Raw genomic sequence first — 21,910 nt, 5'->3', positions numbered from 1 at the left:
TGCCGGGCCGGTTGACGATATTCGAGGCGACACGGCGCCAGGCCTGACCCTTTGAGCAAGGCCCAGGCGCGGTGAAATGGGCCGCTAGGGAGAGAGGGGGCGTGCGCTCAGCAGCGCCCCTGCATGGCAAGGCCGGGAGGACAGAAGAGCGAGCGCTGCCGGTGGTGATGGCGGTCACGGTCGCGCCGACCATCGTGGTAGTGGTCGCGGTAATGGCCTTCATAACGCCGATAGTCGTAACGGTCGCGATCGTGGTGATCGTGGCGGTCATGACGACGGTGATGACCGCCGTGGTAACCGTCGATCTCGATCAGCGGCTCGGAGAGGATGCGCGGTGGCGTATAGCTACACCCCGCCAGGAGCAGGGCGCCGGCCAGCAGCACCACACACCCCGCCGTTCTGAAACCGTTCATGACGCTCCCCCGTCTGGTCACGAGCGGGCCTGCCGGATCAGCAGCGCCCTTTCTTGGCCTGGCCGGGCGGGCAGAAGCCGCCGCCGTGGCTGCGACGATCGTGGTCGTGACGATCATGGTGATCGCCGAATTCGATCAGCGGCTCGGAGGTGATCCGCGCCGGCGTATAGCTGCAGCCCGCCAGCACGGTCGTGGCGATCAGCAGGAGGGACAGCAGGAGGACTCGACGGGTCATGGGGTCTCTCGTGAATGGAGAATGAAGGATCGCCATTCTAACGAACCAGTGCCTTCTCCCCCATGTGGCGCCGTCGCGACGCTAATGTCTCCATCAAGAGACAGCCATTAGAGTGACGCTGCCCCGCCTCACGTAGCGCCGAGCGTTGACGCACGACACGCTCGGCGACAGGCCCGCCCGCTATAGTGAAGGGGCCGGTCGCGACAGCGCCGGACCCGCGTGCTTCAGGGAGCCTGACCCATGACAGGGACGATCACCCAGCATCGAGCCGCCCTCATCCCCACGCTCGCGTCAGGCCACGGGGAGACGTGCCACCCCGCCCCCCGCCACGTTTCCCGTCGCTAGCCGGAAGCGCCCGCATGACACTGGCCCTCATCATCCTGTTCCCGCTGCTCGGCGCGCTGCTGCCGGCGCTTTACCGGCGCGCCACCTGCCGGCGCCTCGCGTGCCTGGCAACGCTGCCCACCGTCTCGAGCCTCCTGCTGCTGCTGAGCTTCCTTCCGCGGGTCTCGAGCGGCGAGACGATCATTGCCGAGCTAGAGTGGCTGCCCTCACTGGGGCTGAACCTGGCGCTGCGCCTCGACGCCCTGGGCCTGCTGTTCGCCCTGCTGATCACCGGCATCGGCGCCTTGATCCTGCTCTTCGCGCGCTACTACTTCGAGGGCAGCGCCTCGGCCGCGCGTTTCTTCACCCTGGTGCTTTCGTTCATGGCGGTGATGCTCGGCATCGTGCTGTCCGAGAACCTGCTGTTCATGCTGGTGTTCTGGGAGCTGACAAGCCTGGTGTCCTTCCTGCTCATCGGCTTTCACAGCGACCGCCAGGCGGCCAGGCTGGGCGCGCGGATGTCGCTGGTGATCACTGGCGGCGGCGGACTGGCCCTGCTCGGCGGCATCGTGCTGCTCGGCCAGGCCGCCGGCAGCTACGAGCTCTCGGTGGTGCTCGAGGCCGGCGAGCAGATCCGCGCCCATGAGCACTATGGGCTGATGCTCAACCTGATCCTGCTCGGCGCCTTCACCAAGTCGGCGCAGTTTCCCTTCCACCTCTGGCTGCCCCACGCCATGACGGCGCCGACCCCGGTCTCCGCCTATCTGCACAGCGCGACCATGGTCAAGGCGGGGATCTTCCTGCTCGCCCGGCTGCATCCGGCCCTGGCCGACACCGAGCTGTGGTTCCACCTGGTCACCCTGACCGGCATGCTGACGCTCATGGTGGGGGCCTTCGTGGCCATGTTCATGCACGACATGAAGGGGCTGCTGGCCTACTCCACGGTGTCCCACCTGGGGCTGATCATGCTGCTGCTGGGCCTGGGCACCCCCATGGCCCTGGCGGCGGCACTCTTCCACCTGGTCTGCCATGCGCTGTTCAAGGCGCCGCTGTTCATGATGGCGGGCTACGTGGATCGCGCCACCGGTACCCGCGACATGCGCCGCATCGACGGCATGTGGCGCTTCATGCCGACGCTGATGGCGCTCTCGGCGATCCCCGCCGCCGCCATGGCGGGCCTGCCGCTGATGAGTGGCTACCTGAGCAAGAAGATGCTGTTCGGCGAGAGCCTGCGGGTGGTCGCGCCCGAGTGGGCCACACTGGTGATTCCCGCCTGGGTCACCCTGGCCGGGCTCTTCTCGGTGGCCTACTCGATTCGCATCTTCCATAACGTCTACTTCAACGGGCGGCCCATCGACCTGCCCGTCTGGCCGCCCCGCGAGCCCCGCAAGGCGGCCCTCACGCCCATCGCCCTGCTGGCCCTGGCCACGCTCCTAGTGGGCCTGGCGCCGCAGGGGCTCTACGCGACGCTCGTCCACCCGGCGTTCGAGGCCGCGCGCCAGGTCCCGCTTCCCGCCTACGACGTCGCGACGCTGGGCGACACCCGGACGGGGCTGATGAGCCTCGTCGCCCTGGCGGGCGGCGCGCTCTTCTACACGATCCGCGGTTCGCTGTTTCGCCTCCACGCCCAGCTGCCGGAGGTGGATGCCAAGGAGATCTTCGACTGGGCCATGCGCCGCGCCATCGCGCTGTCCCAGCGCCGGGTCTTCCAGCTCGAGAACGGCTCGCTGCAGCGCTACCTGACCTTCATCATGATCACCGTCGTGGTGCTGGTCGGCGTGCAACTGCTCGCCGTGGCGCGCTGGAACGGCGGCGTGCCGCTAGGCCCGCTCGACCCGCTGACCGTGCTGGCCGCCGGCCTGCTCTGCCTGGCGGCCATCGGCGTGGTGGTCTTCCATCATCACCGGCTGCCGGCCCTGCTGCTGCTCGGGGTGACCGGGCTCTTCGTGACCGTCGCCTTCGCGCGCTTCTCGGCGCCGGACCTCGCCCTGACCCAGCTGATGGTGGAGGTGATGGCGGTGGTAATCATGATGCTGGCGCTCTCCTTCCTGCCCCAGCAGTCGCCCCGGGAGTCGACGCGCGCAAGGATGGGACGCGACCTGGCCATCGCCGGCCTGGTGGGCGGCGGCGTCGCGGCCTTCAGCTTCGCCATCCTGACGCGCCCGCAGCACACCATCTCCGACTTCTTCCTCGCCAACAGCCTGCCCGGTGGCGGCGGCACCAACGTGGTCAACGTGATCCTGGTGGACTTCCGCGGCTTCGATACCCTGGGCGAGATCACGGTGCTCGGCATCGCCGCCGTCGCGGTCTTCGCCTTCACCCGCGACCTGCACCTCAAGGAGCGGGTGGTCGACACCAACCCCGGGCACTGGGTGGCCGAGCCGCACCCGATCATGCTCAGCACCGTGGCGCGGCTGGTGCTGCCGATCGCCCTGCTGGTCTCGGCCTACATCTTCCTGCGCGGCCACAACCAGCCCGGCGGCGGCTTCATCGCCGGGCTGATCACCGCCGTGGCCTTCACGCTGCAGTACATGGCGGGCGGCCTGGCCTGGGCCCAGACCCGCATGCTGACCGCCTTCCGGCCGCTGATCGGGGCCGGCCTCTTGATCGCCGTGGCCACGGGGCTCGGCAGCTTTCTGTTCGGTGTTCCGTTCCTCACCTCGGCCCACGGTCACTTTCACCTGCCGCTGATCGGCGAGTTCGAGCTGGCCACCGCCATGCTCTTCGACCTCGGCGTCTATGCCACCGTGGTCGGGGCGACGCTGCTGGTGCTGGCCAACCTCGGCAAGCTGATGACCGTGGCCGGCCCCGGCAAGGAGATCGGCTGATGGAACTGCTCTATGCGATGACGCTGGGCGTGCTGACCACCTGTGGGGTCTACCTGCTGCTGCGGGCGCGCACCTTCACGGTCATCCTGGGCCTCACCCTGCTCTCCCACGCCGTCAACCTCTACCTGTTCGCGTCGGGGCGCCTGGTGGCGGGTGCGCCGGCCATCGTCGGCCTCACCGAGCGCTCGGCGGACCCGCTGCCCCAGGCCCTCGTGCTCACCGCCATCGTCATCGGCTTCGCCATGACCGCCTTCGTGGTGGTGCTGGCCCTCAAGGCGGCGGTGGAGCTGCGCAACGACCACGTCGACGGCGAGAACCCCGACGAGGATAGGCTATGAACCACGTGCTGATCCTGCCGATCCTGCTGCCGCTGATCACCGGGGCGAGCCTGCTGCTGCTCTATCGGCTGCCGTTCGGTGTGCAGCGCCTGGCCGGCCTCGCCAGCACCCTGGGCCTCGCGCTGCTGGGCGCCTGGGCCCTGGTCACGGCCGGCACCGGGGAATATCGGCTCTACCACGCCGGCGACTGGCCGGCGCCTTACGGCATCGTGCTGATCCTCGACCGGCTCAGCGCCCTCATGCTGGCGCTCACCGCCACCCTGGGGCTTGGCTGCCTGCTCTACGCCAGCCGCGGGATCGACCGTCGCGGGGCGCACTTCCATGCCCTCTTCCAGTTCCAGCTGGCTGGCCTCAACGGCGCCTTCCTGACCGGCGACCTGTTCAACCTCTTCGTGTTCTTCGAGATCCTGCTGATCGCCTCCTACGCGCTGCTGCTGCATGGCGGCGGGCGGGCGCGCAGCCGCGCCGGCCTGCACTACGTGATCATCAACCTGGTGGGCTCGGCGCTGTTCCTGGTCGCCCTGGGCACCCTCTACGGGCTCACCGGCACCCTCAACATGGCCGACCTGGCCCTCCAGGTGGCCGCCGCCCCGCCGGGCGACGCACCACTGCTGGCGGCGGCCAGCATGGTGCTGCTGGTGGTGTTCGGCATCAAGGCCGCCATCCTGCCGCTGCTCTTCTGGCTGCCCCGCGCCTACTCGGCCTCGAGCGCCCCGGTGGCCGCGCTCTTCGCCATCATGACCAAGGTCGGCGTCTACGCCATCCTGCGGGTCTTCCTGCTGGTCTTCGGACTGGGCGAGGCGCCGGTCAATGCCGCCGCCTGGCAGTGGCTGTGGCCGCTCGCGCTGGCGACCCTGGCGCTGGGCGGCGTCGGTGTGCTGGGCTCGGACAGCCTGCGCACCCTGACCGCCTACCTGGTGATCATCTCGGTGGGCACCCTGCTCGCCACCCTGAGCCTCGTGACGCCGGCGACGCTCGCCGCCGCGCTTTTCTACCTGATCCACAGCACAGGCATGGCGGCCGCCTTCTTCCTGCTCGCCGACCTGCTGGGCCAGCAGCGCGACGAGGGCTACGACCGCTTCTCGGTGGCGGCCCCCGTGGGGCATCGCGGGGTGCTCGGCAGCCTGTTCTTCCTCGCCGCCATCGCCGCGGTCGGCTTGCCGCCGTTCGGCGGCTTCGTCAGCAAGGCGTGGATCCTCCAGGCGAGTGCCGATGAGCCGCGGGGGCTCTGGCTGTGGGGCGTGCTGCTCACCGCGGCGCTGCTGACACTGATCGCCGTCAGCCGCACCGGCAGCAGCTGGTTCTGGCGCCCCGGTGGGGCGGGCAAAGCAGAAGCGCGCCCGCTGGATCACGGCTGCCTGGCCATCGTCTGTGCCATGGTGGCCCTCAACGGCGCGCTTTCGGCGCTGGGCGAGCCGATCATGGGGTATCTCGCGCTGACCGCCGAGCAGCTGCTGACGCCCAGGGCCTACATCGCCGCCATGCTGCCGGAGACGCTGGCCGTCGCCACGGAGATCGCGCCATGACGCCAAACGTCCGCTCCCGGCAGTTCTGGCTGCCGCATCCGCTCTTTTCGCTCTTCCTGGCCCTGCTGTGGCTGCTGATGGTCAACGACCTGAGCGTCGCCCACGCCCTGCTGGGGCTGGCGCTCGGCGTGGCGATTCCCATCGTGACCCACGCCTTCTGGCCGGAGGAGGCGAAGATCCGGCGACCGCTGCCGCTGCTGCGCTACCTGGGGGTGCTCTTGATCGACATCCTGCGCTCCAACCTGGTGGTGGCCCTGCGCATCCTGCGCCCCGCCCGTGAGCTGCGGCCGGGCTTCTTCACCTATCCGCTGGCGCTGGACGACGACTTCGCCATCACCCTGCTGGCCAGCACCATCTCGCTGACCCCGGGCACCGTCTCACTCCACCACGACGCCGAGGCCAAGACCCTGCTGATCCACGCCCTGCACCTGGAGGACGAGGCCGAGGCCATCGCCGCCATTCGCACGCGCTACGAGCAGCCCCTGGAGGAGATCTTCCGATGATCGCCATCGTCATCCCCATCGCCATGACGCTCTTCGCCGTCGCCGCCCTGCTGAACCTCTACCGCCTGGCCGTCGGGCCCGACATCGTCGATCGGATCCTGGCGCTGGATACCCTGATGATCAACAGCATCGCGCTAATCGTGCTGGCCGACCTGAGGATGGGCCTCGGCGTGCTCTTCGAGCTGGCGCTGCTGATCGCGCTGATGGGCTTCGTCGGCACCGTGGCCATGAGCAAGTACCTGCTGCGGGGGGACGTCATCGAATGACCAGCCTCGACATGCCGTGGACCCTGCAGCTCGTCGTTGCCGCCTTCCTGCTGGTCGGCGCCCTGGTGGCGCTGATCGGCTCCTGGGGGCTGGCCAAGCTGCCCGACTTCTACACCCGGCTGCACGGCCCCACCAAGGCCAGCACCCTGGGCGTCGGCTGCACGCTGATCGGCTCGCTGCTCTACTTCGGCCACCAGCAGGACGGCGTCTCGGTGCAGGAGGCGCTGGTGACGATCTTCCTATTCGCCACCGCCCCGGTCAGCGCCCACATGATGGGCAAGGCCGCCCTGCGCCGCCGCATCAAAGGCGTGCCGGGCACCCGAAACCCGCCCGAACGGTAGCGGCGTTCCGATCCTCAGGCGCTGAGGATCACGCCTGCCCGGATATCGCAGGCGCCACCATTTGACATCTCTGCCCTAAACGCCAGAATGATATTCAATCTCATTTGAGCCTCATGGTGCGCTATGAACGCGGAACGCTCCCAACTCTATTACGCTTGCGTCTTCCTGCACGTCTCCTTCCAGGCGATACAACACTCGGTCGCCTGCTCCTCCAGCCGGGACGACACCCCCTGCTGGCTGGACGCGCAGACGATGAGCCTGCTGCTTCGCGAGCTGCAGCGCTGCCGTCGGCAGGCGGGCCCCTTCAAGGAGGTCTATCCGTCCCTGGACGCCGCCTTCTACCACTGCGGCCTGCTGATGGCCCAGTGCCCCGCCGCCATCAACCGCCCGCTGTGCCAGCACCACCTCGAGGCCATCATCGCGCCGCTCAAGGAGGCCACGGCGCAGCTCTCGGGAAAGGTGAACCAGGCATCCGAGAGCAGCGATCTCTCACCCGGGAAGCGTTTTCGTCGCTGGCTCGGGTGGTAGAGGCGGCGGCCTGCCGGCCGGCTCAGGCGTTGTGCACCACCCGTCCCACCTCACCGATGTCATAGCCGCCCAGCGCCTCGGCCCGCTCGACGAAGCGCGGCTCCCGGGCGAAGGCCAGCAGGCGCTGGATCGGTGCCTCGAAGAAACTGCGCCGCCGCAGGGCCAGGTCGAAGGCCTCCTCGTGGAGCGGCACGAAGGCGAGCCCCTGACGGCGCGCGGCGGCCTCGACGCCCAGCCCCGCATCGGCCTCGCCCTGGCGGATCGCCAGCGCCAGGTCGTCCTCGCTGAGTGAGGGATGGGCGGCGAAGCGCAGCTCGTTTGGATCGATGCCCGCCCGCCTCAGCAGCCAGCTCAGCAGCCGATGCGCGCCGGCATCCGGCTGACGATGGGCGACCCGCACACGTCGATTCACCAGGTCCTTCAGCGCGGCGATACGCAGCGGATTATCGGGCGCCAGCAGCAGCCCCTGACGGCGCGTCGCCCAGCGCACCATCACCAGATCGCGCATGCCGGCAAGCCCCAGCGCCTCGGGCCGGTTGTAGTCGCCGCCACGCTCGTCCAGCAGGTGCAGCCCCGACACCATCGCCTCGCCAGAGAGCAGACGTCGCACCCCGTCGCCGCTGCCGTGACAGAGCAGCGCCAGGCCGGCGTCGCTCTCGCGCACCGCCCACTCCAGCAAGGGGTCCTGGCTGCCGGCGAGCACCAGCGGCACGGGCCGGCTACTCGCCCGGTCGCCCTCCAGGTGGCTCATCAGCCACAGGTCGATAGCCTGGCGCGGGAAGAGCAGCTTGCCGGTCACCCGCACGCAGGGGATGCCGCCCTGTCGCACCAGGTCGTAGACCTTGCGCTCCTTGAGGCGCAGGTAGTCGGCCACCTCGGCGGTGGTCAGGTAGGCGTGCTCCGGGCCGAGTGCCATGGCGTTTCCCTCATACGGATACAGGCTGAATTCGTCGTTATTTTGCATATTACTGCATGAATTTCCGCACCGGGTGCATTAGCGGTGTTTAACGCACATGATGCAGGAAGATCGCAGGAGAGCCCGATGCCCGACGACGCCAACGCCTTCCAGACCGCCCTGGCCCTGATCCTCGGGCTCGATCCCGACCTGATCGGGATCGTCACGCTGTCGCTGAAGGTCTCGCTCTCCGCCGTACTGATCGCCGCGCTGGTCGCCCTGCCGCTGGGCGCGGCGATCGCGCTGTGGCGCTTCCCCGGTCGCGGGGTGCTGATCGTGGCGCTCAATGCGCTGATGGGGCTGCCGCCGGTGGTGGCCGGGCTCGCGGTCTATCTGCTGCTATCGCGTGCCGGCCCGCTGGGCGAGTTGGGCCTGCTGTTCACCCCCGGGGCCATGGTGATCGCCCAGGTGATCCTGGTGCTGCCGATCATCGCCGCGCTGACCCGCCAGCAGATCGAGGAGCTCCACGGCGACTACCGCGAGCAGCTCACCTCCATGGGCGTCTCCCGGGCAAGGCGCATCCCCACCCTGCTGTGGGACGCCCGCTTCGGCCTGGCCACCGTGATGCTGGCCGGCTTCGGCCGCGCCAGCGCCGAGGTGGGTGCGGTGATGATCGTCGGCGGCAACATCGACGGGGTGACCCGGGTGATGACCACCGCCATCGTGCTGGAGACCAGCAAGGGCGACCTGCCCCTGGCGCTGGGGCTCGGCATCGTGCTGCTCGGCCTGGTGGCCCTGGTCAACGCCGCCGCGCACCTGGTCGGCGAATCGGCGCGGAGGCGGCTGGGATGAACGAGTGGACCCGTCTGGACGTCACGCCCATTCCTTCGCTTTCCCTGTCGGGTGTCGGCTTCGCCCACCGCGGCCAGTCGCTGCTGCACCCCGTCGACCTGCGCCTCGCCGGCTGCCGGCGCACCCTGGTGATGGGCCCCAACGGCGCCGGCAAGAGCCTGCTGATGCGCCTGGCCCATGGCCTGCTCGCCCCCACCGCCGGCCGCGTGCACTGGGAGGGCCACCTGCCGCGCCAGGCCATGGTCTTCCAGCGCCCGGTGCTGCTGCGCCGCTCGGCGCTGGCCAACCTCACCTACGCCCTGGCGATCGCCGGCACGCCACGCCGCCGGCGCAAGCCGCTGGCCCGCGAGGCGCTGGAGCGTTTCGGCCTGGCCGCCCTGGAGGCACGCCCGGCCCGGGTGCTCTCCGGCGGCGAGCAGCAGCGCCTGGCCCTGGCCCGGGCGTGGCTCGCCAGGCCCGAGGTGCTGTTTCTCGACGAGCCCACCTCGGCGCTGGACCCCGCCGCCATCAAGGCGGTGGAGGATGCGGTACTCGACTTCCACCGCCGCGGCACGCGCATCGTGATGACCAGCCACGACCTGAACCAAGCCCGTCGCCTGGCCGACGACATCGTGCTGATGGTGGGCGGGCGGCTCATCGAGCACGGCCCGGCCGAGACCTTCTTCACGGCTCCCGCCTCACACGAGGCGCGGGCCTTCATCCGGGGCGAGCTGATCTGGTGACGGCCCGCCCATCGCACCGTGCGACATTTCACTCGGCAATAAAAAGGAACGGCATCATGAGAAGGAAAGGCACCATGCAACCGGCAGGACTCACCCTCGTCGCCCTCGGCCTGATGGCCGCCTCGCTCGGCGCCAACGCCCAGGAGGAGGAGCGCCACATCACCCTGGCCTCGACCACCTCCACCCAGAACTCGGGGCTCTTCGACGCCATCATTCCCCAGTTCAGCGAGGCGAGCGACATCGAGGTGCGCGTGGTCGCCGTAGGCACCGGCCAGGCCTTCGAGATCGCCCGCCGCGGCGACGCCGACAGCCTGCTGGTACACGACACCGCCGGTGAGGAGCGCTTCGTCGCCGAGGGCTACGGCACCGAGCGCGCCGACGTCATGTACAACGACTTCGTGATCGTCGGCCCGAGCGACGACCCGGCCGGCATCGCCGATGCCGAGAGCATCGAGGAGGCGCTCTCCGACATCGCCGCGGCCGAGGCGCCCTTCGCCTCCCGCGGCGACGACAGCGGCACTAACCGCGCCGAGCTGCGCTTGTGGGACGCCGCCGATGTGACGCCGGGCGGCGAGTGGTACCGCGAGCTCGGCAGCGGCATGGGGCCGACCCTGAACACCGCCGCCGGCATGGACGCCTACGCGATGAGCGACCGCGCCACCTGGGTCGCCTTCGACAACCGCCAGAACCTCGAGCTGCTGTTCGCCGGCGACGAAGCGCTGTTCAACCAGTACGGCAGCATCCTGATGTCCGAGGAGCGCCATCCGCACCTGAAGCACGATCTCGCCGAGCAGTGGCACGACTGGCTGCTCTCCGAGGAGGGCCAGGCCGCCATCGCCGACTTCGAGGTCAAGGGCCAGCAGCTGTTCTTCCCCAACGCCCACGCCGACTGAGCCGGCGATAACATCGCCTCACCCGCAGATCCAAGAGCGCCCGGCCACGTTGGCCGGGCTATGTTGGCCGGGCCATGAAAGGCCCGCTCTCCGCCGTCGAGACTATCGGATATAACGCGTGAGCTCATCGGAAAACTCACTGCGCAATCGCGCCCACTCCATCTTGAACCAGGGCGTATAGTGCTCCGGGCGAGAGGCCAGCTCGGCATCGAGCGCTGCGGGTGATATCCAGCACCAGTCGGCAATCTCCTGGCGGTTGGGGCGTGGCGTATCGTCCGTGACCCCAAGATATACCCAGCAAAGCTCGTGCTCGGCCCCGCTTGAAACGAACTGGGCCTGATAGCGGAACTTGTAGAGGAAGTCGAGCTGCGCCTCGAGGCCGACCTCCTGCCATAATCGCCGGTGAATCGCCGCTTCCATGGACTCGCCTCGGCGAGGATGGCTACAGCAGCTGTTAGACCAGCACAGCGACCAGAGGCGCTTGCCTTCCGCCCGCTGCTGCAGCAGAAGCTCCCCATCATGATTGAACACGAACAGCGAGAAGGCGCGATGCAGCACACCGCTGCCTTCGTGGCACTTGGCCTTGCTCAAATGCCCCAGCTCCCTGTCCTCGTCATCGACCAGGATCAGCTCCTCGTCATCGAAGGAAACGGTCTCGTCGCGCTTGCTTGAGCCAGTGCTAACCAATGGTCACCTCCTTGTCCGTGATATCTGCCTACTCCTCGTCATTGCCGAGCCGAAGGCCATAGGCTGCGGCTGAAAAGCCATCACTACCGGAAGGCTCGAACGCCCACGCACTCAATTCCGGATGTAGGCCCGCGAGCGGTTCGAGTGGCAATCCCCGGGTCACACCGCTGAAAAGCAGCCTGAGCATGCCATCATGACGTGTCGCCAGGCGGGTACTCGCTATGGCGGCCTTGACCGTGCGGCGTGACACCTTGACCTGCCGCCCCGTGCAATAGGTCGGCCGCTCATTTATCCGCCTGAGGGTGAGCACGGCCAGGCCGATGGCCCATAAGCAGAAGCGCCTGATGCCCGTTTCCTTCGCCGGAACCATCAGCGTGTAGCGAAAGGCATGTCGCAAATGGGCATGCGCAATGCCGATCATGTATCGCAGGGCGGTGGCGAACGCCGGATCGCTGCGTCCCGGCGCCAGGCTCGCGACTTCCACACCGAATTCCTGGAATTCCCGGCGGGGCAGCCAGCAGACGCCGCGTTGCCGATCATCCCAGAGGTCCTTGAGGATGTTGGTGAGCTGCAGACCCTGTCCGAACGAAGGCGCCAGGGCCAGCATCTCGGCACGCCGCTCACGCATGTCGCCCGAGTGCTGACAGAACAGGTCGGTGAGCATTTCACCCACGACGCCTGCCACGTAATAGCAATAGCGATCCATCTCGCCCAGGTCGGCCAGGCCCTCCAGGCTGGAATTCTCCTGGTAATGGCCCATGCCCCGGCACATGATGCTCACACACTTGATCAGCGCCTGCTGTTGGGGCGCTGCGAGGCTATGGGTGCAGCGGACGACCAGTGGCGTGTTGGCTACCAACTCTCGTTCATCCGGTGACGTGGCCTGGGATAGCAGCGGCGTGACCTGGCTGGCGAAACGCTGGGCCTTCTCCTCTCCTCTCAGCACCGCCAGGAACCGTTCGTGCAAGCGGGTCTTCTGAACCGCGGAAAGCGCCGGTTCATCCTCCACGGTGTCGGCAATACGACAGAGCAGGTAGGCATTGGTCACGACCTTGCGCAGATCGGCCGGGAGCTGAGGGATGGTGAGGGCAAAGGTGCGTGACACCCCGCCAAGAGCCCTGCCCTGATAGGCGTCTGCCTCTGCAATGTCGGAAGCCGCCGCAAGGGCCTGGGCCATGGCAGTACACCCCTTGATGTGTCGCGATTGACCGACCCGCGTGATTTGCAAGTTCGAGACAGGTTTTATAAGCAAGTTATCACGCTGACTTCGGAAGAGTAACGACGCCCAGTCAACGTCGAGGTCCCCTCCTCGACAGCTTGTTGTGATCCTTGCGTGGCGGGAGTGTTTCTGGCCTCAGCCCATCAGCACGAAACCATTGAACTGCCAGACCGTCACCAGGGTGAGGGTGAGCAGCACGACCAGCCCGGCATGGCGCAGGCGCCGGCCCGGCGTCCAGCCGGTTTCACCCAGCACCGGCGCCAGCAGGGCGAGGCTCCCCAGGCTCAGCGCCCCCGCTAACATGGCAATGACCTGAGCGGCCACGAAGGCCGGCGGCGGGAAGCCGAAGAAGACGAGCCCCACGTCCCGCGTGATGGGCAGCACCCCGGCCAGGGCGAGGACCATGCTCACCACCCAGAGCCCCGCGGCCAGCAGCGTCAGCCGCGCCGCCCAGCGCACCGTGGCCCGGCGCGCACGAGGCCGGCGCCAGCCGCCCAACAGAGCCGAGCCTAGGGTGGCGACGAACACCAGCCCAGCAAGGCCGAGGAAGGCGAGTCGCCAGCGCGGGTTGGCCAGCGGCCCGACCCGCTCCATCACCATGATCGGCTCCGGCACCGCCAGGTGGGTCACCGTGCCGCTCTGGTCATCAAGAAAGCGCAGCGGCTCGCCGCTATCGGCCTGGCGGAAGAGCCCCTCTCCTTCTCCCTCCCCCTGCGCCGGCATCAGACGAATCTCTCGTCCTCGGCGGCTCAGCACCAGCTGGCCGTCCCGGTCCAGGTGGACGCTGGCCATGTCGTGATTCAGCAGCGCCTCGACCGTGGTGTAGGGTCGCCGTGTGGAGAGGTAGTCCCCCGCATAGCGTTGCGGATCGTCGGGCGCCGAGGCGGTGGAGGGTGGTTCGGCCGGAAAGTAGCGGCGCACCAGTTCCTCGGCGAAGCCGCGGATCAGCGCCTGGCCGCCGTTGCTGTTGGTGCTGATGAACACGCCAAGCTCCAACTCTGGGATCAGCTGCAGATCGGAGACGAAATGCACCGTGCCGCCGCCATGGCCGAGGGCCCGGTAGCCGGCGATCTCGCTCTCGATGAAACCGTGGGCCATGCCGGGCTGCCCCGGCGCCACCCGATAGTGGGTGCGCTGCATCTCACGGGCCGTCTCCGGTGCGAGCAGTGCCACCTCGCCGAGCCGGCCCTCATTGAGGTGGGCGCGCATGAAGCGCGCCATGTCGGTCGCCGTGGTGGAGAGGCTGCCCGCCGGGCCGATGCCGCCGACGAAGGTGAAGCCGCCCGGCCGGAAGGCGCCATCGACCCACTGGTAGCCCTCGCTGACCCGCTCGCGCAGGGCCGGGGCCATGGGGGTCTGCTCGCGCTGCGGCCCCCAGGGCTCGCGAAAGGTGCTGTCTCGCATGCCCAGCGGCGCCAGCAGGTGGCGCTCGGCATAGGCCTCCCAGGACAGGCCGCTGACCACTTCCACCACCCGACCGGCCAGCGCCACCCCGAAGTTGGAGTAGGCCGGCCAGGTGCCCGGCGGACGCACCTGGGCCGGGGCATGACGGCGAAGATACTCCGGCAACGACAGCACGGCGTCGGGGTCATCCTCGAAGAGATGGCCCATGGCCGTGTCCTCGAAGCCCGGCGTGTGGGCCATCAGCTGGCGCAGGGTGATGGGTGCCGAATAGCGGGTCTCCAGAGGGAAGCCTGGCAGGTACTCGCGGACGTCGGTGTCCAGGTCGAGTCGGCCCTGTTCCACCAGCTGCATCACCGCCGTCCAGGTGAAGAGCTTGGAGATCGAACCCGGCCGGAACAGGGTCCGCTCGGCCACCACCGGGCGCCCGGCCTCTATGTCGGCCGACCCGAAGCCCCTGGCCAGCACCAGCGCGTCATTCTTGACCACCGCCACCGTGACGCCGGCGACATGGTGTGCCTCCATGCGCGCGGTCACAAAGCCGTCGACGAAGGCCTCGAGGTCCTGGCGTTCGATCGCCTGTTTCTCGACTTCAGGCCGCTCGCGTTGCTCCCGTTCACGATCCTGCCCATCGATGCCCGCGCCCAGGACCATGGCCGCCCATAGCCAGACCAGCAAAACGCTCGATGCCCCTCGCATGAGCTTCATGATCGCGCGCCTCCCCGGATAGCCCCGTTTCCCTTCGCTGAGTCGGAATGGTCGCCCAACAAACGCAGAAAACCCAGGCCCCGCCGCTTCACGGCGGCGGATCTCGGGCCGGCGCCTCGCGATTGCCACCTTGGTCTAAGCCGAGCGATGCTGCACTTTACGTTAACGTCAACCTCGCCTAGTCTTGTGCCATCTGCCATTTCGATGACACCAGTTTGCCTGTCGCGCCCTCGCTCACGCACAAGGCGCGTCACCTGACACGACGGGAGCCCTGCCATGCACACGCCCTACCAACCCCTCGATTTCGGCCTCGACGACGAGCTGAACATGCTGCGCGATCACGTCAACGCCTTCGCGCGTGACGAGATCGCCCCGCGCGCCGCCGAGATCGACGAGAAGAACGAGTTTCCCAACGACCTGTGGAAGAAGTTCGGCGACATGGGGCTGCTCGGCATCACCGTCTCGGACGAGGACGGCGGCAGCGGCATGGGCTACCTCGCCCACTGCATCGCCATGGAGGAGATCTCCCGGGCCAGCGCCTCGGTGGGGCTCTCCTACGGCGCGCACTCCAACCTCTGCGTGAACCAGCTCAAGATCAACGCCTCGGCAGAGCAGAAGGCCAAGTACCTGCCCAAGCTGATCAGCGGCGAGCACGTCGGCGCGCTGGCCATGTCCGAGCCGGGCGCCGGCTCCGACGTGGTCTCCATGAAGCTGCGCGCCCGCAAGGAGGGTGACAAGTACGTCCTCAACGGCAACAAGATGTGGATCACCAACGGCCCCGACGCCGACGTGCTGGTGGTCTACGCCAAGACCGACCCCGAGGCCGGCTCCAAGGGCATCACCGCCTTCATTATCGAGAAGGACATGCCCGGCTTCTCTACCGCCCAGAAGCTCGACAAGCTCGGCATGCGCGGCTCCAACACCTGCGAGCTGGTATTCCAGGACTGCGAGGTGCCGGAAGCCAACGTGCTCGGCGAGGTGGGCCGCGGCGTGAAGGTGCTGATGAGCGGTCTGGACTATGAGCGCACCGTGCTCGCCGCCGGCCCCATCGGCATCATGCAGGCGGCCATGGACATCGTGGTGCCCTACGTCCACGAGCGGAAGCAGTTCAACCAGTCGATCGGCGAGTTCCAGCTGGTGCAGGGCAAGATCGCCGACATGTACACCACCCTGAACGCCTGCCGCGCCTACCTCTACGCGGTGGCGGCGGGCTGCGACCGTGGCCGCACCTCGCGCAAGGACGCCGCCGGCGTGATCCTCTACTGCGCCGAGAAGGCCACCCAGGTGGCGCTGGACGCCATCCAGCTGCTCGGCGGCAACGGCTACATCAACGAGTACCCCACCGGGCGGCTGCTGCGCGATGCCAAGCTCTACGAGATCGGTGCCGGCACCAGCGAGATCCGTCGCATGCTGATCGGCCGCGAGCTGTTCAACGAATCCAAGTAAGGGCGGCGTTCCATGAGCATCCTCCAGACCCAGATCAATCCGCGCAGCGAGGCCTTCCAGGCCAACGACGTCGCCATGCGACACGAGGTCGGCAAGCTGCGCGAGCTGACCGCCGCCATCCACCAGGGCGGCGGCGAGAAGGCCCGCGCCCGCCACGAGTCCCGCGGCAAGCTGTTCGTGCGCGACCGCATCGACCACCTGATCGACGAGGGCTCGCCCTTCCTCGAGTTCTCGTCCCTGGCCGCCCATGAGGTCTACGACGGCCCGGTGCCCGCCGCCGGCGTGGTCACCGGCATCGGCCGGGTCTCGGGGGTGGAGTGCGTGATCGTCGCCAACGACGCCACGGTCAAGGGCGGCACCTACTTCCCACTGACCGTGAAGAAGCACCTGCGCGCCCAGGAGATCGCCCGCAAGCATCGCCTGCCGTGCCTCTACCTGGTCGACTCCGGCGGCGCCTTCCTGCCCCGCCAGGACGAGGTCTTCCCGGATCGCGACCACTTCGGGCGCATCTTCTACAACCAGGCCACGCTCTCCGCCGAAGGCATCCCACAGATCGCCGTGGTGATGGGCTCCTGCACCGCCGGCGGCGCCTACGTGCCGGCCATGGCCGACGAGTCGATCATCGTCCGCGAGCAGGGCACCATCTTCCTCGGCGGCCCGCCCCTGGTGAAGGCCGCCACCGGCGAGAGCATCAGCGCCGAGGACCTGGGCGGCGCCGACGTGCACGCCAAGGTCAGCGGCGTGGCCGACCACTACGCCGAGAACGATGCCCACGCCCTGCAGCTGGCCCGCGCCTGCGTGTCGCGGCTCAACTGGCAGAAGCGCGGCGAGCTGAAGATGCAGCCCTCCAGGCCGCCGCGCCTCGACCCGACGGAGCTCTACGGCATCGTCGGCACCGACCTCAAGAAGCCCTACGACGTGCGCGAGGTGATCGGGCGCATCGTCGACGACTCCGACTTCGACGAGTTCAAGCGCACCTACGGCGACACCCTGGTCACCGGCTTCGCGCACATCCACGGCCACCCGGTGGGCATCGTCGCCAACAACGGCGTGCTGTTCTCCGAATCCGCCGTGAAGGGCGCACACTTCATCGAACTTTGTGCGCAGAGGAAAATCCCGCTGGTGTTCCTGCAGAACATCACCGGCTTCATGGTCGGCTCCAAGTACGAGCACGAGGGCATCGCCAAGCACGGCGCCAAGCTGGTCACCGCCGTGGCCTGCGCCCGGGTGCCCAAGTTCACCGTGCTGATCGGCGGCAGCTTCGGCGCCGGCAACTACGGCATGTGCGGCCGCGCCTTCGAGCCCAACCTGCTGTTCATGTGGCCGAATGCCAGGATTTCCGTCATGGGGGGTGAACAGGCCGCCGGCGTGCTCTCCCAGGTCAAGCGCGAGCAGATCGAGCGCGAGGGCCGCGAGTGGACGAAGGACGAGGAAGAGGCCTTCAAGGCGCCGACCCGCGAGCAGTACGAGCACCAGGGCCACCCCAACTACGCCAGTGCGCGGCTGTGGGACGACGGCGTGATCGACCCGCTGCAGACCCGCGAGGTCCTCGGCCTGTCGCTCGCCGCCGCCCTCAATGCCGAAGTGGAAGAGACGCGCTTCGGCGTGTTCCGGATGTGAGGTCGAGATGACGCCGACATATTCCCGACTGACGATCGACGACCGCGGCGTGGCCCGGCTGACGCTGGACCGCCCGGACGTGCACAACGCCTTCGACGACCATCTGATCGCCGAGCTCAATGCCCACCTCGAGCGCCTGCATGATGGTGCCCACCACGGCGAGGTCCGCGTGGTGGTGCTGGGCTCCGAGGGCAAGAGCTTCTCCGCCGGGGCCGACCTCGGCTGGATGAAGCGCATGGTCGAGTACGACTTCGACGGCAACCTCGCCGACTCGCGCAAGCTCGCGACCCTGATGCACCGCCTGGACACCCTGCCCTGCCCCACCCTGTGCCGGGTGCAGGGCGCGGCCTTCGGCGGCGCCGTGGGCCTCGCCGCCTGCTGCGACGTGGTGGTCGCCTCCGAGAAGGCGAAGTTCTGCCTCTCCGAGGTGAAGATCGGCCTCTCGCCGGCGGTGATCAGCCCCTACGTGCAGCGCGCCCTCGGCGAGCGCCAGGCGCGCCGCTACGCGCTGACCGCCGAGGTGATGGACGCCGCCACCGCCCAGGGCCTCGACCTGGTGCATCGGGTGGTCGCCCCCGACGAGCTCGACGCCGCCGTCGACGCCATGCTCGAGACCCTGCTGGCCGGCTCGCCCCAGGCCCAGCGCGCCACCAAGGCGCTGCTCGCCGAGGTCGCCCGTGAGCCCGACAGCAAGGCCACCCGCGAGCACACCTGCCGGGTGATCGCCGAGCTTCGCGTCAGCGCCGAGGGCCAGGAGGGGCTCGCCAGCTTCTTCGACAAGCGCCGCCCCGCCTGGACCACCGACGCCCCCCAGAATAATCCCGACACGACCGCCACGGAGCGCCGCTCATGAGCCGTTCGACCCCCTTCGACACCCTGCTGGTCGCCAACCGCGGCGAGATCGCCTGCCGGGTCATGCGCACGGCGCGTGCCATGGGCCTGCGCACCGTCGCCGTCTACTCCGATGCCGACGCCAACGCCCGCCACGTGCGCGAGGCCGACGAGGCGATCCGCCTCGGCCCCGCCGCGGCCCGCGAGAGCTACCTCAAGGTCGAGGCCGTGGTCGAGGCCGCCCGCCGCAGCGGCGCCGGCGCCATCCACCCGGGCTACGGCTTCCTCTCCGAGAACGGCGCCTTCGTCGAGGCGCTCGACCAGGCCGGCATCGTCTTCGTCGGCCCGCCCGCCTCGGCCATCGCCGCCATGGGCGACAAGTCCGCCGCCAAGGCGCGCATGGCCAACGCCGGCGTGCCGCTGGTACCGGGCTACCACGGCGACGACCAGGACGACGCCCTGCTCAAGGCCGAGGCCGACAAGATCGGCTACCCGGTGCTGCTCAAGGCGAGCGCCGGCGGCGGCGGCAAGGGCATGCGCGTGGTGGAGTCCAGCGAGGGCTTCCAGGCCGCGCTCGACGGCTGCCGTCGCGAGTCCCAGGCCGCCTTCGGCGACCAGCGCATGCTGATCGAGAAGTACCTGACCCAGCCGCGCCACGTGGAAGTGCAGGTGTTCTGCGACAGCCACGGCGCCGGCGTCTATCTCTTCGAGCGCGACTGCTCCGTGCAGCGCCGCCACCAGAAGGTGCTCGAGGAGGCCCCGGCCCCGGGCATGAGCGAGGGCCTGCGCCGCGAGATGGGCGAGGCCGCGGTGCGCGCCGCCAAGGAGATCGGCTACGTGGGCGCCGGCACGGTCGAGTTCCTGCTCGATGCCGACGGCTCGTTCTACTTCATGGAGATGAACACCCGCCTGCAGGTGGAGCACCCGGTCACCGAGATGATCACCGGCCAGGATCTGGTCGAGTGGCAGCTGCGCGTGGCCATGGGCGAGGCCCTGCCGCTGGCGCAGGCAGATCTCACCATCACCGGCCACAGCTTCGAGGCGCGCCTCTACGCCGAGGACCCGGAGCAAGACTTCCTGCCCGCCACCGGTACCCTCACCCGCTTCGCCATGGACCTCAAGGGCGCCGAGCTGGACCCTGCCCGCGTGCGGCTGGACAGCGGCGTGGAGACCGGCGATGCCGTCTCCATGCACTACGACCCGATGCTCGCCAAGCTGATCGTGCACGGCAACGACCGCGCCCAGGCGCTGGCGACCCTCAACCGTGCGCTGGCCGCGCTGGACGTGCAGGGCGTGGTCACCAACCGCGCCTTCCTGCAGCGCCTGGCCACCCACCCGGCCTTCCAGGCCTGCGAGCTCGACACCCGCTTCATCGAGAAAAACGAAGCCACCCTCTTCGCGCCCAAGCAGTACAGCACCGAGGAGTACGCCGGGGCCGCCCTGGTAGGCCTGCACCAGCTCGCCCGCGAGTGCGAGAGCGACTCGCCCTGGGACCGCCACGACGGCTTCCGCCTCAATGCGCCGCACACCATCCGCATCGCCCTGTGCGACCCGGCCCATGCCCAGGATGACGACGACTCCGAGGCCGTGGTGGTGGTCGAGGGCACCCGCGAGCGCGAGGACGCCGCCTGGCACCTGACCATCGGCAGCGAGACGCTCACCGCGCGCCTCGATTCGCTCCAGGGCGACGCCGTGGCCATCACCCTGGACGGCCACCGCCGCCGCCTGCAGGCGCGGCGTGATGGCAACGTGGTGGTGATGGTCGACCCGCGCGGCGAGACGCGCCTCTTCTGGCGGCGCATCGACGCCATCGATCACGGCCGCCAGGAGGCCGAATCGACCCTCACCGCGCCCATGCACGGCACCGTGGTGGCGCTGCTGGTCGAGCCCGGCGCCCGCGTCGAGAAGGGCATGCCGCTGATGGTGATGGAGGCCATGAAGATGGAGCACACCATGACCGCCCCCGCCGATGGGCACGTGGCAAGCTTCCACTTCCAGGCCACCGATACCGTGGGCCAGGGCGACGTGCTGCTCGACTTCGCCGCCGACGAGTAAGGAGAGCACCATGGCATTTCCGCAAAACGTGCGCCTGGTCGAGGTCGGCCCCCGCGACGGCCTGCAGAACGAGCCCGAGCCGATCGGCACCGAGACCAAGCTTGCGCTGATCGACCGGCTCGGCGCCGCCGGCCTCACCCACATCGAGGCGGCGAGCTTCGTCTCGCCCAAGTGGGTGCCCCAGATGGCCGATCACCGCGAGGTGATGCAGGGCCTGACGCGCCGCCAAGGTGTCACCTACTCGGCGCTCACCCCCAACCTCAGGGGGTTAGAGGCGGCGCTCGAGTGCGGCGTGGACGAGGTCGCGGTGTTCGGCGCCGCCTCCGAGGCCTTCTCGCAGAAGAACATCAACTGCTCGGTGGCCGAGTCCCTCGAGCGCTTCGCCCCGGTGCTCGAGCGCGCCCGCGAGGCAAACGTGCGGGTCCGAGGCTACGTCTCCTGCGTGCTCGGCTGCCCCTACGAGGGCGAGATCGCCCCGGCCAAGGTGGCCGAGGTCTCCAAGGCGCTGTATGAGATGGGCTGCTACGAGGTCTCGCTCGGCGACACGATCGGCACCGGTACCCCGCTCAAGGCCAAGCGCATGCTCGAGGCCGTGGCCCGCGAGGTGCCGATGGACAAGCTAGCCGCCCACTTCCACGACACCTACGGCCAGGCGCTCGCCAACCTCTATGCCGTGCTCGAGGAAGGCGTGGCGGTGATCGACAGCTCAGTGGCCGGCCTCGGCGGCTGCCCTTACGCCAAGGGCGCCTCCGGCAATGTGGCGAGCGAGGACGTGGTCTACCTGCTCGATGGCCTCGGCATCGAGAGCGGCATCGACCTGGAAGCCCTGGCCGCCACCGGCACCTGGATCACCCAGACCATCGGCCGCCCCAACCGCTCCAAGGTGGGCGTGGCGCTGTCCGCGAAGTAACGGCCAGCCACAACGCCTGAATTCAAGCAATAAGTGCAGCACCTGCGGTATCCAGGGCTCCTGAGTATTCCCCCAGGAATACCTGTGCCGGTGTCCGATAGCCGAGCCGTTTTCGAGGGCGGTCATTCAGCTTCCTGAGCACCCTGCGAAGCTCGGCATCGGTGACCTGGCGGAAGTCCGTTCCCTTGGGAAAGTACTGCCGTATCAGGCCATTGGTGTTCTCGTTGGTCCCACGCTGCCCGGAGCAGTAGGGATCACAGAAGTATGTCGCTGCTGTCACTGCCTTGGACACGGCTTGGTGCTCGGCGAATTCGGAGCCATTGTCCAGCGTGATGGTCTGGACCGCGCCCCGACGAGGTTTCAGTAGGC

Annotated in this window: 22 protein-coding genes; 15 read left to right on the top strand and 7 right to left on the bottom strand. The window is 68.6% G+C overall.

Translation table 11 applies throughout. The annotated features are described in order from the left end of the window. Positions 1 to 107: 107 nt before the first annotated feature. Both BM388_RS08435 and BM388_RS08430 read right to left on the bottom strand, forming a co-directional pair. Positions 108 to 413 (bottom strand): hypothetical protein, encoded by a 306-nt coding sequence (locus BM388_RS08435; protein ID WP_139233911.1) that lies wholly within the window; start codon positions 411 to 413, stop codon positions 108 to 110. Between the two features lie 37 nt (positions 414 to 450). Then, positions 451 to 648, bottom strand: coding sequence for a hypothetical protein (locus BM388_RS08430; RefSeq protein WP_089849084.1), 198 nt, complete (start codon positions 646 to 648; stop codon positions 451 to 453). A gap of 359 nt (positions 649 to 1,007) precedes the next feature. Between BM388_RS08430 and BM388_RS08425 the strand changes: the two genes are divergently transcribed. The 7 genes from BM388_RS08425 to BM388_RS08395 all read left to right on the top strand — a co-directional run bounded on the left by BM388_RS08425 (position 1,008) and on the right by BM388_RS08395 (position 7,302). Then, entirely contained in the window at positions 1,008 to 3,800 is a 2,793-nt protein-coding gene (locus BM388_RS08425) for a monovalent cation/H+ antiporter subunit A (RefSeq protein WP_089849082.1), read from the top strand. After that, the gene (locus BM388_RS08420; RefSeq protein ID WP_089849080.1) at positions 3,800 to 4,138 is read left to right on the top strand and encodes a Na+/H+ antiporter subunit C; all 339 of its coding nucleotides are present in this window, start codon (positions 3,800 to 3,802) and stop codon (positions 4,136 to 4,138) included. The genes BM388_RS08425 and BM388_RS08420 overlap by 1 nt, the downstream gene beginning before the upstream one ends. Then, entirely contained in the window at positions 4,135 to 5,664 is a 1,530-nt protein-coding gene (locus BM388_RS08415) for a monovalent cation/H+ antiporter subunit D (RefSeq protein ID WP_089849078.1), read from the top strand. The genes BM388_RS08420 and BM388_RS08415 overlap by 4 nt, the downstream gene beginning before the upstream one ends. Continuing rightward, positions 5,661 to 6,167: a Na+/H+ antiporter subunit E gene (locus BM388_RS08410; protein ID WP_089849076.1), complete on the top strand. Its 507-nt coding sequence runs from the start codon at positions 5,661 to 5,663 to the stop codon at positions 6,165 to 6,167. The genes BM388_RS08415 and BM388_RS08410 overlap by 4 nt, the downstream gene beginning before the upstream one ends. Next, complete coding sequence (locus BM388_RS08405; RefSeq protein WP_089849073.1) at positions 6,164 to 6,433, top strand: K+/H+ antiporter subunit F; 270 nt, start codon at positions 6,164 to 6,166, stop codon at positions 6,431 to 6,433. Before BM388_RS08410 ends, BM388_RS08405 begins: the two co-directional genes overlap by 4 nt. Continuing rightward, a complete protein-coding gene (locus BM388_RS08400; RefSeq protein WP_245781497.1) occupies positions 6,430 to 6,774 on the top strand; it encodes a Na+/H+ antiporter subunit G in 345 nt (114 codons plus the stop codon). The genes BM388_RS08405 and BM388_RS08400 overlap by 4 nt, the downstream gene beginning before the upstream one ends. A gap of 123 nt (positions 6,775 to 6,897) precedes the next feature. After that, on the top strand, positions 6,898 to 7,302 hold the full coding sequence (locus BM388_RS08395; protein ID WP_089849071.1) for a hypothetical protein: 405 nt from the start codon (positions 6,898 to 6,900) through the stop codon (positions 7,300 to 7,302). Between the two features lie 22 nt (positions 7,303 to 7,324). Here BM388_RS08395 and BM388_RS08390 read toward each other — a convergent pair whose 3' ends face one another. Then, on the bottom strand, positions 7,325 to 8,218 hold the full coding sequence (locus tag BM388_RS08390) for a helix-turn-helix transcriptional regulator (RefSeq protein ID WP_089849069.1): 894 nt from the start codon (positions 8,216 to 8,218) through the stop codon (positions 7,325 to 7,327). Between the two features lie 126 nt (positions 8,219 to 8,344). Between BM388_RS08390 and BM388_RS08385 the strand changes: the two genes are divergently transcribed. The 3 genes from BM388_RS08385 to BM388_RS08375 all read left to right on the top strand — a co-directional run bounded on the left by BM388_RS08385 (position 8,345) and on the right by BM388_RS08375 (position 10,664). Continuing rightward, positions 8,345 to 9,049, top strand: coding sequence for an ABC transporter permease (locus tag BM388_RS08385; protein WP_089849067.1), 705 nt, complete (start codon positions 8,345 to 8,347; stop codon positions 9,047 to 9,049). Next, entirely contained in the window at positions 9,046 to 9,771 is a 726-nt protein-coding gene (locus BM388_RS08380) for an ATP-binding cassette domain-containing protein (protein WP_089849065.1), read from the top strand. Before BM388_RS08385 ends, BM388_RS08380 begins: the two co-directional genes overlap by 4 nt. Positions 9,772 to 9,884: 113 nt before the next feature. Beyond that, complete coding sequence (locus BM388_RS08375) at positions 9,885 to 10,664, top strand: ABC transporter substrate-binding protein (protein ID WP_245781500.1); 780 nt, start codon at positions 9,885 to 9,887, stop codon at positions 10,662 to 10,664. Positions 10,665 to 10,766: 102 nt separating this feature from the next. Here the strand turns inward: BM388_RS08375 and idi are convergent, their stop codons facing one another. The 3 genes from idi to BM388_RS08360 all read right to left on the bottom strand — a co-directional run bounded on the left by idi (position 10,767) and on the right by BM388_RS08360 (position 14,679). Beyond that, on the bottom strand, positions 10,767 to 11,351 hold the full coding sequence (gene idi / locus BM388_RS08370; protein ID WP_089849062.1) for an isopentenyl-diphosphate Delta-isomerase: 585 nt from the start codon (positions 11,349 to 11,351) through the stop codon (positions 10,767 to 10,769). Positions 11,352 to 11,379: 28 nt separating this feature from the next. Continuing rightward, on the bottom strand, positions 11,380 to 12,528 hold the full coding sequence (locus BM388_RS08365; protein WP_089849061.1) for a phytoene/squalene synthase family protein: 1,149 nt from the start codon (positions 12,526 to 12,528) through the stop codon (positions 11,380 to 11,382). A 177-nt stretch (positions 12,529 to 12,705) separates the two neighbouring features. Beyond that, the gene (locus tag BM388_RS08360) at positions 12,706 to 14,679 is read right to left on the bottom strand and encodes a serine hydrolase domain-containing protein (protein WP_089849058.1); all 1,974 of its coding nucleotides are present in this window, start codon (positions 14,677 to 14,679) and stop codon (positions 12,706 to 12,708) included. A gap of 276 nt (positions 14,680 to 14,955) precedes the next feature. Between BM388_RS08360 and BM388_RS08355 the strand changes: the two genes are divergently transcribed. From BM388_RS08355 to BM388_RS08335, 5 genes are read left to right on the top strand one after another with little or no spacing between them, the layout of a single operon-like run. Further along, entirely contained in the window at positions 14,956 to 16,125 is a 1,170-nt protein-coding gene (locus BM388_RS08355; protein WP_089849056.1) for an isovaleryl-CoA dehydrogenase, read from the top strand. Positions 16,126 to 16,137: 12 nt separating this feature from the next. Next, positions 16,138 to 17,745 (top strand): carboxyl transferase domain-containing protein, encoded by a 1,608-nt coding sequence (locus BM388_RS08350; RefSeq protein ID WP_089849054.1) that lies wholly within the window; start codon positions 16,138 to 16,140, stop codon positions 17,743 to 17,745. A gap of 7 nt (positions 17,746 to 17,752) precedes the next feature. After that, on the top strand, positions 17,753 to 18,598 hold the full coding sequence (locus tag BM388_RS08345; protein WP_089849051.1) for an enoyl-CoA hydratase/isomerase family protein: 846 nt from the start codon (positions 17,753 to 17,755) through the stop codon (positions 18,596 to 18,598). Then, positions 18,595 to 20,631 (top strand): acetyl/propionyl/methylcrotonyl-CoA carboxylase subunit alpha, encoded by a 2,037-nt coding sequence (locus BM388_RS08340; protein WP_089849049.1) that lies wholly within the window; start codon positions 18,595 to 18,597, stop codon positions 20,629 to 20,631. Before BM388_RS08345 ends, BM388_RS08340 begins: the two co-directional genes overlap by 4 nt. Positions 20,632 to 20,641: 10 nt before the next feature. Beyond that, positions 20,642 to 21,541 carry a hydroxymethylglutaryl-CoA lyase gene (locus tag BM388_RS08335; protein ID WP_089849048.1) on the top strand — a complete coding sequence of 300 codons (900 nt, stop codon included), beginning with the start codon at positions 20,642 to 20,644 and terminating at the stop codon, positions 21,539 to 21,541. A 22-nt stretch (positions 21,542 to 21,563) separates the two neighbouring features. On the opposite strand, the gene BM388_RS08330 is transcribed toward BM388_RS08335, so the two are convergent. After that, positions 21,564 to 21,910: IS30 family transposase (locus BM388_RS08330; protein ID WP_139233902.1), on the bottom strand; the 347-nt coding region annotated here is incomplete at its 5' end.

This window comes from Halomonas saccharevitans, from assembly GCF_900116405.1.
Classification (GTDB): Bacteria; Pseudomonadota; Gammaproteobacteria; order Pseudomonadales; family Halomonadaceae; genus Halomonas; species Halomonas saccharevitans.
Note: the sequence above shows the minus strand (reverse complement) of the source record. Positions and strands in the feature narration are given on the sequence as shown.

Excerpts from the sequence above, each read along its gene's own strand:
- BM388_RS08420 (WP_089849080.1), top strand. The coding sequence starts at position 3,800 with ATGGAACTGCTCTATGCGATGACGCTGGGCGTGCTGACCACCTGTGGG.
- BM388_RS08340 (WP_089849049.1), top strand. The coding sequence starts at position 18,595 with ATGAGCCGTTCGACCCCCTTCGACACCCTGCTGGTCGCCAACCGCGGC.
- BM388_RS08415 (WP_089849078.1), top strand. The coding sequence starts at position 4,135 with ATGAACCACGTGCTGATCCTGCCGATCCTGCTGCCGCTGATCACCGGG.
- BM388_RS08385 (WP_089849067.1), top strand. The coding sequence starts at position 8,345 with ATGCCCGACGACGCCAACGCCTTCCAGACCGCCCTGGCCCTGATCCTC.
- BM388_RS08410 (WP_089849076.1), top strand. The coding sequence starts at position 5,661 with ATGACGCCAAACGTCCGCTCCCGGCAGTTCTGGCTGCCGCATCCGCTC.
- BM388_RS08355 (WP_089849056.1), top strand. The coding sequence starts at position 14,956 with ATGCACACGCCCTACCAACCCCTCGATTTCGGCCTCGACGACGAGCTG.
- BM388_RS08395 (WP_089849071.1), top strand. The coding sequence starts at position 6,898 with ATGAACGCGGAACGCTCCCAACTCTATTACGCTTGCGTCTTCCTGCAC.
- BM388_RS08360 (WP_089849058.1), bottom strand. The coding sequence starts at position 14,679 with ATGAAGCTCATGCGAGGGGCATCGAGCGTTTTGCTGGTCTGGCTATGG.
- BM388_RS08365 (WP_089849061.1), bottom strand. The coding sequence starts at position 12,528 with ATGGCCCAGGCCCTTGCGGCGGCTTCCGACATTGCAGAGGCAGACGCC.
- BM388_RS08405 (WP_089849073.1), top strand. The coding sequence starts at position 6,164 with ATGATCGCCATCGTCATCCCCATCGCCATGACGCTCTTCGCCGTCGCC.
- BM388_RS08400 (WP_245781497.1), top strand. The coding sequence starts at position 6,430 with ATGACCAGCCTCGACATGCCGTGGACCCTGCAGCTCGTCGTTGCCGCC.
- BM388_RS08425 (WP_089849082.1), top strand. The coding sequence starts at position 1,008 with ATGACACTGGCCCTCATCATCCTGTTCCCGCTGCTCGGCGCGCTGCTG.
- BM388_RS08430 (WP_089849084.1), bottom strand. The coding sequence starts at position 648 with ATGACCCGTCGAGTCCTCCTGCTGTCCCTCCTGCTGATCGCCACGACC.
- BM388_RS08390 (WP_089849069.1), bottom strand. The coding sequence starts at position 8,218 with ATGGCACTCGGCCCGGAGCACGCCTACCTGACCACCGCCGAGGTGGCC.
- BM388_RS08375 (WP_245781500.1), top strand. The coding sequence starts at position 9,885 with ATGGCCGCCTCGCTCGGCGCCAACGCCCAGGAGGAGGAGCGCCACATC.
- BM388_RS08350 (WP_089849054.1), top strand. The coding sequence starts at position 16,138 with ATGAGCATCCTCCAGACCCAGATCAATCCGCGCAGCGAGGCCTTCCAG.
- BM388_RS08380 (WP_089849065.1), top strand. The coding sequence starts at position 9,046 with ATGAACGAGTGGACCCGTCTGGACGTCACGCCCATTCCTTCGCTTTCC.
- BM388_RS08345 (WP_089849051.1), top strand. The coding sequence starts at position 17,753 with ATGACGCCGACATATTCCCGACTGACGATCGACGACCGCGGCGTGGCC.
- BM388_RS08335 (WP_089849048.1), top strand. The coding sequence starts at position 20,642 with ATGGCATTTCCGCAAAACGTGCGCCTGGTCGAGGTCGGCCCCCGCGAC.
- BM388_RS08435 (WP_139233911.1), bottom strand. The coding sequence starts at position 413 with ATGAACGGTTTCAGAACGGCGGGGTGTGTGGTGCTGCTGGCCGGCGCC.